General features: G+C 66.4%; 7 protein-coding genes. 4 read left to right on the forward strand and 3 right to left on the reverse strand.

Annotated elements, in window-relative coordinates; genetic code table 11:
- Positions 1-26 precede the first annotated feature (26 nt).
- The 4 genes from ACIQ09_RS12095 (at position 27) to ACIQ09_RS12110 (ending at position 4,990) form a co-directional block, all read left to right on the forward strand.
- A complete protein-coding gene (locus ACIQ09_RS12095) occupies positions 27-1,223 on the forward strand; it encodes an acetyl-CoA C-acyltransferase (RefSeq protein ID WP_398309862.1) in 1,197 nt (398 codons plus the stop codon).
- Positions 1,224-1,645: 422 nt separating this feature from the next.
- Entirely contained in the window at positions 1,646-2,782 is a 1,137-nt protein-coding gene (locus ACIQ09_RS12100; protein ID WP_398309865.1) for an acyl-CoA dehydrogenase, read from the forward strand.
- Between the two features lie 262 nt (positions 2,783-3,044).
- Positions 3,045-4,190 (forward strand): CaiB/BaiF CoA transferase family protein, encoded by a 1,146-nt coding sequence (locus tag ACIQ09_RS12105; RefSeq protein WP_398309868.1) that lies wholly within the window; start codon positions 3,045-3,047, stop codon positions 4,188-4,190.
- A gap of 23 nt (positions 4,191-4,213) precedes the next feature.
- Positions 4,214-4,990, forward strand: coding sequence for an enoyl-CoA hydratase (locus ACIQ09_RS12110; RefSeq protein WP_398309871.1), 777 nt, complete (start codon positions 4,214-4,216; stop codon positions 4,988-4,990).
- Between the two features lie 231 nt (positions 4,991-5,221).
- On the opposite strand, the gene ACIQ09_RS12115 is transcribed toward ACIQ09_RS12110, so the two are convergent.
- The 3 genes from ACIQ09_RS12115 to ACIQ09_RS12125 form a co-directional block, all read right to left on the reverse strand.
- Positions 5,222-5,473 (reverse strand): DUF2442 domain-containing protein, encoded by a 252-nt coding sequence (locus ACIQ09_RS12115; RefSeq protein ID WP_276656461.1) that lies wholly within the window; start codon positions 5,471-5,473, stop codon positions 5,222-5,224.
- Complete coding sequence (locus tag ACIQ09_RS12120; protein WP_398309878.1) at positions 5,445-5,537, reverse strand: hypothetical protein; 93 nt, start codon at positions 5,535-5,537, stop codon at positions 5,445-5,447. The genes ACIQ09_RS12115 and ACIQ09_RS12120 overlap by 29 nt, the downstream gene beginning before the upstream one ends.
- Positions 5,538-5,785: 248 nt before the next feature.
- A complete protein-coding gene (locus tag ACIQ09_RS12125; RefSeq protein WP_398309875.1) occupies positions 5,786-7,813 on the reverse strand; it encodes a hypothetical protein in 2,028 nt (675 codons plus the stop codon).
- Between the last annotated feature and the right edge of the window lie 172 nt (positions 7,814-7,985).

The following is a 7,985-nucleotide window of genomic DNA, read 5'->3' on the forward strand; positions in this document are numbered from 1 at the left end:
CCCATCGAATTCAGAAAGGTTCTGCCATGAGCACTCACGATCCCGTCGTCATCGTCGCCGCCGCCCGCACCCCCATGGGGGGTTTCCAGGGTGACTTCACCAGCCTCACCGCGCCCCAGCTGGGCGGCGTCGCCATCAAGGCCGCCGTCGAGCGCGCCGGCCTGCCCGCCGATGCGGTCCAGGAACTGATCTTCGGCTGCGTGCTGCCCGCCGGCCTCGGCCAGGCCCCGGCCCGCCAGGCTGCCCTCAATGGCGGCCTGCCGCTGACCGCTGGCTGCACCACCATCAACAAGGTGTGCGGCTCCGGCATGAAGGCCACCCTGCTGGCCCATGACCTGCTGCTCTCCGGCAGCAACGACGTGATCATCGCCGGTGGCATGGAGTCCATGTCCAACGCCCCCTACATGCTGCCCAAGGCCCGCGGCGGCTACCGCCTGGGCCACGGCCAGATGCTCGACCACATGTTCTTCGACGGTCTGGAAGATCGCTACGGCAAGGAAACCAATGGTCGCCTGATGGGCACCTTCGCCGAAGACTGTGCCGGCAACTACGGCTTCACCCGTGAAGAGCAGGACGCCTGGGCCATCACCTCCACCACCCGCGCCCAGGCCGCCATCAAGAGCGGCGCCTTCCAGTGGGAGATCGCCCCCGTCACCGTAGCCGGCCGCAAGGGCGACGTGACCATCGCCGACGACGAGCAGCCGCCCAAGGCCAGCATCGAGAAGATCCCCGGCCTCAAGCCGGCCTTCAAGAAGGACGGCACGGTGACCGCCGCCAACTCCAGCTCCATCTCCGATGGCGCCGCCGCCCTGGTGCTGATGCGCGCCTCCACCGCCGAAAAGCTCGGCGCCAAGCCCATCGCCCGCATCGTCGGCCACACCAACCATGCCGGCCTGCCCGCCAATTTCCCGACCGCCCCGGTGGGTGCCATGCAGAAGCTCCTCGACAAGGCCGGCTGGACTGCCGGTGATGTGGACCTGTGGGAGATCAACGAAGCCTTCGCCGTCGTCACCATGGCCGCCATCCGCGACCTGGCCCTGGACCCGGCCAAGGTGAACATCCACGGCGGCGCCTGCGCCCTGGGCCACCCCATCGGTGCCTCCGGCGCCCGCATCATCGTCACCCTGCTCGGCGCCCTCAAGCAGACCGGCGGCAAGCGCGGCATCGCCAGCCTGTGCATCGGCGGCGGCGAAGCCACGGCCCTGGCGGTGGAAATGCTCTAAGGCAGGAAGCCCTCCGATGTCGGGTTACGCCCTGCGGGCCAACCCGACCTACGGATCGGCAAGCCGGAAGCACGTCGCCTCAGGTTCCAGTAAAGGCTCGGTGCCCGGCCAAAGCCCGTTCCATCCCGCCGAGCAGCGCAGCAACAGGCGGGGAAGTCCGGCGCGGCTGTCTGAGCCCGAAGGGCGAGTTCCGCGCCGGCCGCCTGTTGCGAGCAGCGCAGGGGAGTCATCCGCTAAGCGGATGACCGGGATGGCCGGGTCGCCTTTCTTGCCTACTTCTTTGGCGACGCAAAGAAGTAGGTCGCCCGCCGGGGCGAGACCCGGCCAACGCAACACCAAACAACGGAAAGCCGTTCTGCAACCGCCCGCCGGCCCGCCCAACGGCCCACACGAACAACGCAACACCCAAAGGACACCACACCATGATCCTCACCCAAGAACAGGAAATGATCCGCGACTCCATGCGTGCCTTCGCCCAGGAGCGCCTCGCCCCCTTCGCCGCCGAATGGGACAAGAACCACACCTTCCCCGCCCAGGCCCTCAAGGAGCTTGGCGAGCTCGGCGCCATGGGCATGTGCGTGCCCGAAGAGTGGGACGGTGCCGGCATGGACTACATGAGCCTGGTGCTCACCCTGGAAGAGATCGCTGCCGGTGACGGCGCCACCTCCACCATCGTGTCGGTACAGAACTCCCTGGCCTGCGGCATCACGCAAAAATACGGCACCGACCAGCAAAAGGAAGAATGGCTCAAGCCCCTGGCCCGGGGCGAAAAGCTCGGCTGCTTCTGCCTGACCGAGCCCCACACCGGCTCCGACGCCGGCGCCATCACCACCCGCGCCGACCGGGACGGCGACAGCTTCGTGCTCAATGGCGTCAAGCAGTTCATCACCACCGGCAAGCACGCCCACATGGCCATCGTCTTCGCGGTCACCGACAAGGCCGCCGGCAAGAAGGGCATCTCCTGCTTCCTGATCCCCACCGCCACGCCGGGCTTCATCGTCGGCCGCACCGAAGAGAAGATGGGCCAGCACGCCTCCGACACCGTGCAGATCATCCTCGAGAACTGCCGCGTGCCCGCCTCCGCCCTGCTGGGCAAGGAAGGTGAAGGCTACAAGATCGCCCTGTCCAACCTGGAAGCCGGTCGCATCGGCATCGCCGCCCAGAGCATCGGGATGGCCCGCGCCGCCTTCGAGGCCGCCGTGCGCTACGCCAAGGACCGCGTCACCTTCGGCGTGCCCATCATCGAGCACCAGGCGGTCAACTTCAAACTCGCCGACATGAACACCCTGCTCGACGCCGCCCGCCTGATGGTATGGCGCGCCGCCCAGCTCAAGGACGCCGGCAAGCCCTGCCTGAAGGAAGCCTCGATGGCCAAGATGTTCGCCTCCGAAGCCGCCGAAAAGATCGCCTCCGACGCCATCCAGATCCACGGCGGCGTGGGCTACACCAGCGACTTCCCGGTGGAGCGCATCTACCGCGACGTGCGCATCTGCCAGATCTACGAAGGCGCCAACGACATCCAGCGGCTGGTCATCGGCCGCTCCATCGCCGCCGAGTAAAGGGCGCGCCGGGCTACTGCGCGGCCCGATCTTGCGATTCCGGTACTCGCCGTACTCAAGTACGGCTGCGTTCCTCGTCGCAAGCTCGGGCCGCTCGCTACGCCCTTCGCACCCTTTACGGCGTGACTGCGGTCGAATGAATTCGACCCCACGGGAAAAGCCACGAAGCCCCACCAGAGCCCGTCTGAACCGCCGAGCCACGAAGCAACCGGCACCACACGCTCAAGCAGCATAAGAACAAAAACACCAAGGAGACAAAACCATGGGCCCCCTCCACGGCATCAAAGTCATCGAATTCGCCGCCCTCGGCCCCTGCCCGATGGCCGCCATGATCCTCGCCGACCTGGGTGCCGAGGTCGTGCGCATCGAGCGCAAGCCCGCCCCCGGCGCCAAGCCGGCGTCAGACCTCTTCGACCCTAAGATCGACATCCTCAACCGCAGCCGCCGTGTCGTCACCCTCGACCTGAAGAAGCCCGAAGGGCTGGCCGCGGCGAAGCAGCTGGTGGCCGGCGCCGACATCCTCGTCGAAGGCTACCGCCCCGGCGTGATGGAGCGCATCGGCCTGGGCCCGGACACCTGCCTCGAAGCCAACCCGCGCCTCGTCTACGGCCGCATGACCGGCTGGGGTCAGAGCGGCCCCCTGGCCCACGCTGCCGGCCACGACATCAACTACCTGTCCCTGTCCGGCGCCCTGCATGCCATCGGCGAGCCCGGCGGCAAGCCGGTAGTGCCCCTCAACCTGGTGGCGGACTGTGGCGGTGGCGCCATGCTGCTGGTGGTCGGCGTCCTCGCCGCCCTCACCGAGGCCCGCAGCTCCGGCCAGGGCCAGGTGGTGGATGCCGCCATGACCGACGGCTCGGCCCTGCTGATGACCATGATGTACACCCTCAAGGCCATGGGCCAATGGACCCAGCAGCGCGGCAGCAACCTCCTCGATGGCGGCGCCCATTTCTACGACACCTACCGCTGCGCCGACGGCAAGTACATTTCCATCGGCCCCATCGAACCCCAGTTCTACGCCCTGTTCCTGCAAAAAACCGGCCTTGCCGACCCGGACTTCAGCCAGCAGTGGGACCGCACCCGCTGGCCCGAACTGAAGACGCGCCTGGCCGCCCATCTGCAGGGCCGCACCCGCGACGAATGGTGCGCCCTGCTCGAAGGCACGGACGCCTGCGTCGCCCCGGTGCTGGACATGGACGAAGCGCCCGAACATCCGCACAATCGGGCTCGCGGCACTTTCATCGAGGTCGGCGGCGTCACGCAGCCGGCCCCGGCGCCCCGCTTCAGCCGCAGCATGCCGGCACAACCCCGCCCGCCCGTCGTCGGTGCCACCGGCGAGGACGTACTCGCCGACTGGGGTTTCACCCCGGCGGAAATCACCGGCCTGCGCACCTCGGGCGCCATCTAATAACAGCAGCAACAGGAGAAAGCATGGAATACCAGAACATCATCGTCGAGACCCGCGGCAAGGTCGGCCTCATCACCCTCAACCGTCCGAAGGCGCTCAACGCCCTCAACGACGCCCTGGTAGACGAGCTGGGCCTGGCCCTCAACGCCTTCGAGGCCGACGAGGCCATCGGCTGCATCGTCATCACCGGTTCCGAAAAGGCCTTCGCCGCCGGCGCCGACATCACCATGATGGCCAACTTCAGCTACATGGACGCCTACAAGGGTGACTACATCACCCGCAACTGGGAACGCGTGAAGACCTGCCGCAAGCCGGTGATTGCCGCCGTGGCGGGTTTTGCCCTGGGTGGCGGCTGCGAGCTGGCCATGAGCTGCGACATGATCTACGCCGCCGACACCGCCAAGTTCGGCCAGCCCGAAGTGAAGCTCGGCATCCTGCCCGGCGCCGGCGGCACCCAGCGTCTGCCCCGCGCCGTGGGCAAGGCCAAGGCCATGGACCTGTGCCTTACTGCCCGCATGATGGACGCCGCCGAAGCCGAAAAATCCGGCCTCGTCGCCCGCGTCATCCCTGCCGACCAGCTGCTGGAAGAAACCCTGAAAGCCGCCACCACCATCGCCGGCTTCTCCCTGCCGGTGGTCATGATGATCAAGGAATCGGTGAACCGCGCCTACGAAAGCAGCCTCAACGAAGGCCTGCTCTTCGAACGCCGCGTCTTCCACTCGGCCTTCGCCCTCGAAGACCAGAAAGAAGGCATGGCCGCCTTCGTCGAGAAGCGCAAGGCCGAGTTCAAGAACCAATAATCCGGGGTTCGCAGCAGCACGAATGACAAAGGGGGCTTCTGCCCCCTCTTGTCGTTTACGCCATTCGCCCAGGAAGCACTGCTTGAAGAAGTCGCGCGTTTCGTCGAAACCACTGTTCGACGCATCTGAGGTGACTTCACTTCCCCATCGAGTTCATCCTGGAAGAAAGTTCTCAATCGCCATTTCATCAAGCCTGTTCAACCGTTCGCCTACACGATAGGCAAGACTTCTTCACCCACGAGACACGAGCGGAAAATCGTCAGGCCGGCGAATGGAGGCCACAGAAAGATCAACATCCAAGCTGGGCCAATAGAGATGATCGGGAGCAGGACGCTCGACATGGGTGATTTGACCAACCGTAGCCTGCCTGAACCAAGGGAACTGCTCAAACGAAAGCAGGAGCTCCTCTTCGTCAAGAAGAACCCAGAAGCCATATCGGGAAATATTGGTGACTTCAACTGCCGAAGTGGTGATTCCAGGCATCTTCTATTTCCTTGATGTGTGCATTGACGACAGCGTCCGCCTCCGTGATCTGACGAGGGGTCAGGCCGGTAGATGTTGCAAGGCAAACCGTCGGCGTAAGCCAGAATTTAGCTTAACCGTCGGGATGTGCGACGTGAACATGGATGCGCGGCTCCTCACGGGAGAAGAAAAATAGCCTGAACGGTCCATCACAAACAACTGTAGGCGCCATACGACCACTCTAGCCAATTCATGCCGTGTGTCCAAGCGCACTTAACCATAAGCCCGAGGTCAAATGAATTCGTGTATTACCCCACGGCCCCTGTCGTCGCCCTACATCGCCCGCAGTGCCGGCATCAGGGGGTCGATTTCGGTGGCGCTGAGTTTGGGGCCTTCCGGGGCCATGGTGGCGTAGAGGGCCAGGGCTTCGGCGCTGGGGCGGCCGACGAGGCTGCCGAGTTCGGAGAAGCGCAGGCCCTGGCGGACAAGCCAGGCGATGCAGGTGTGGCGCAGGATTTCAGCGGTCACGCCACCGGCGCTGGCCAGGCCGGCATCAAAGGCGGCGCAGGCCAGGATGGACTGGATGTCATCGGGACGCAGGCGCCCGCCCGCGGCATCCTGCATCAGGGGCGCGTCCACGCCGCCGATGGGCGAGGGGCGGCATTCACTCATCCAGGCAGGCAGCTTGAGGCTGCGCGGGGCGTTGCCGGTCACCTGCAGCAGACCGCCTGCACTGTCGAAATCGCCCTGGCGCAGGGCTGCAGCCTCCTCGGCAGTGAGGCCCATCAGCAGCAGCCCCAACACGAAGCGCCCCTCACCGGCCGATGCGGCGAGCAGATCCACCACCTCTTCCTGGGCCAGCTCCCGGGGTGGCCGGGAACTGGCGGCCAGCAGGCCACCGGTTCCCGCACCTGGGACGAGATCGACCGACGGCTCGGTGAGCAGCGGCGCGGGGCCATCCATCCCCGACATGCCGACCCACGGCTGGGGCATGATCAGGGTGGTGGATGCCGGCGTCTGGAGCGGCGCCTGGCGGTTGAAGATCTCGACAAACCAGATGGCCACCAGACCCAGCCCAAAGGCGCTGGCGAGCACGATAAGGGCATCGATCAGATAATCGGGGCGGAAGGGGAGCCCCGGCACGCTGGCGGCTTCCACCAGATTCAGGGCCGGCAGACGGCTCTGCTCGCTGGCCTCAAGCTTGGCCAGGCGCTCCTGGGCTTCCCGACCGGCCTTCTCGATCTGGGCAAGGTCATCTTCCAGGGCCTTGGCCTGGGTGAAGCGCTGGGAGAAATCCTGCATGGTCGAACGCTGGCCGCGGATCTCTGCCTGCAGCCGTTCGATGGTGGCGCGGGCGCTGGCCACTTCATCCTGGGCGACACCGAGGGCAGCCTGCCGGCTGGCCGCACGCTGGGTTTCGATCTGCCGCTCCATCTCGACAAGGCGCGACTGCAGGGACTTGGCCCGTGGGTCCATGCGCATGAACTCGGGGGTGTAGGTCCGCTCCATCTGGCGGATCTCCTCGGCGATCTGGGAGGCGCGGGCCTCCATGTTGGCCAGGGTCGGGTCGTCGGCCCCCACCGCGCTGCCACGACCACCGGACTGCATGGCGCGCAGCCGGGCCTCGGCCACGGCGGCCTTCTCGGTGGCCGTGTTGAGGGATGTGGTCAGCCCCTTGATGCGGGCCACGGCCTCGTTCTCCTCGCGCTCCGGTGACAGCACGCCCGTAGAGCTGCGGAAGGCATCCAGGCGCTGACGCCGGGCCTGCACGGTGGCGGCAAGGCGCTCTGCTTCCTGACGGGCCTGGGCCAAGCCTTCACCAGCGGCTGCGCCATAGGAGGCTTTCATGTCTTCCCGGTAGATGTCCACCAGCATGTTGAGCGCCGCGGCCAGCTGCTCGGGCCGGGTGCCGGTAGCCTGCAGTTCAACCACTTCAGTGCCCTCGACCGCCTCGGCGCTGATCATCTCGCGCAGACGGCTGGCCGGATCGCCACCCGGCAGGGGTTGGCCCGCCCGGGCCAGGGCAGTGCCCACCTTCTCGAGCAGCGGGCGGCTGGTGAGCACCTGGACCTGGGTAAGCAACTCCGAGGGGCTGCGCGGCACCTCACTGGCGCTGGGCAGCAGGGGCGACGCCCCCGGGCGCGGCTCGGTACTGCCCGGCGTGATCTGCACCCGCGCTGTGGCCCGGTATTCGGCCGGGCGCAGGAAGTTCCAAAGCAGGCCGGGGATCAGCACGGTCAGGAAGACCACAGCGAAGACTTGCAGGCGCCGCCGGTTGCTGCGCTGTGCCTTGGCCTCGGCATCCGCACTGGGTGTCACATCGTGTTCAAGGGAGCTGCGCAGGGAAGAGAGCAAACGCATGGGGGAATTTCCGGGTTCGTTTGGCCGGAGGAAATGGCCGCAAATTGCCGGTGAGTATTCGGCGCACCTCCGCCCGGGTCAAGCGCCGGGGGCCGGCGAGCGCGAAATAGTGCCTTGCGCTGGCGTTCTCGGCGTGACCATGAACGGGAAGGGGCGCGTGCTTTTCGGCGAC

It is taken from the genome of Zoogloea sp. (assembly GCF_044344315.1).
Classification (GTDB): Bacteria; Pseudomonadota; Gammaproteobacteria; order Burkholderiales; family Rhodocyclaceae; genus Zoogloea.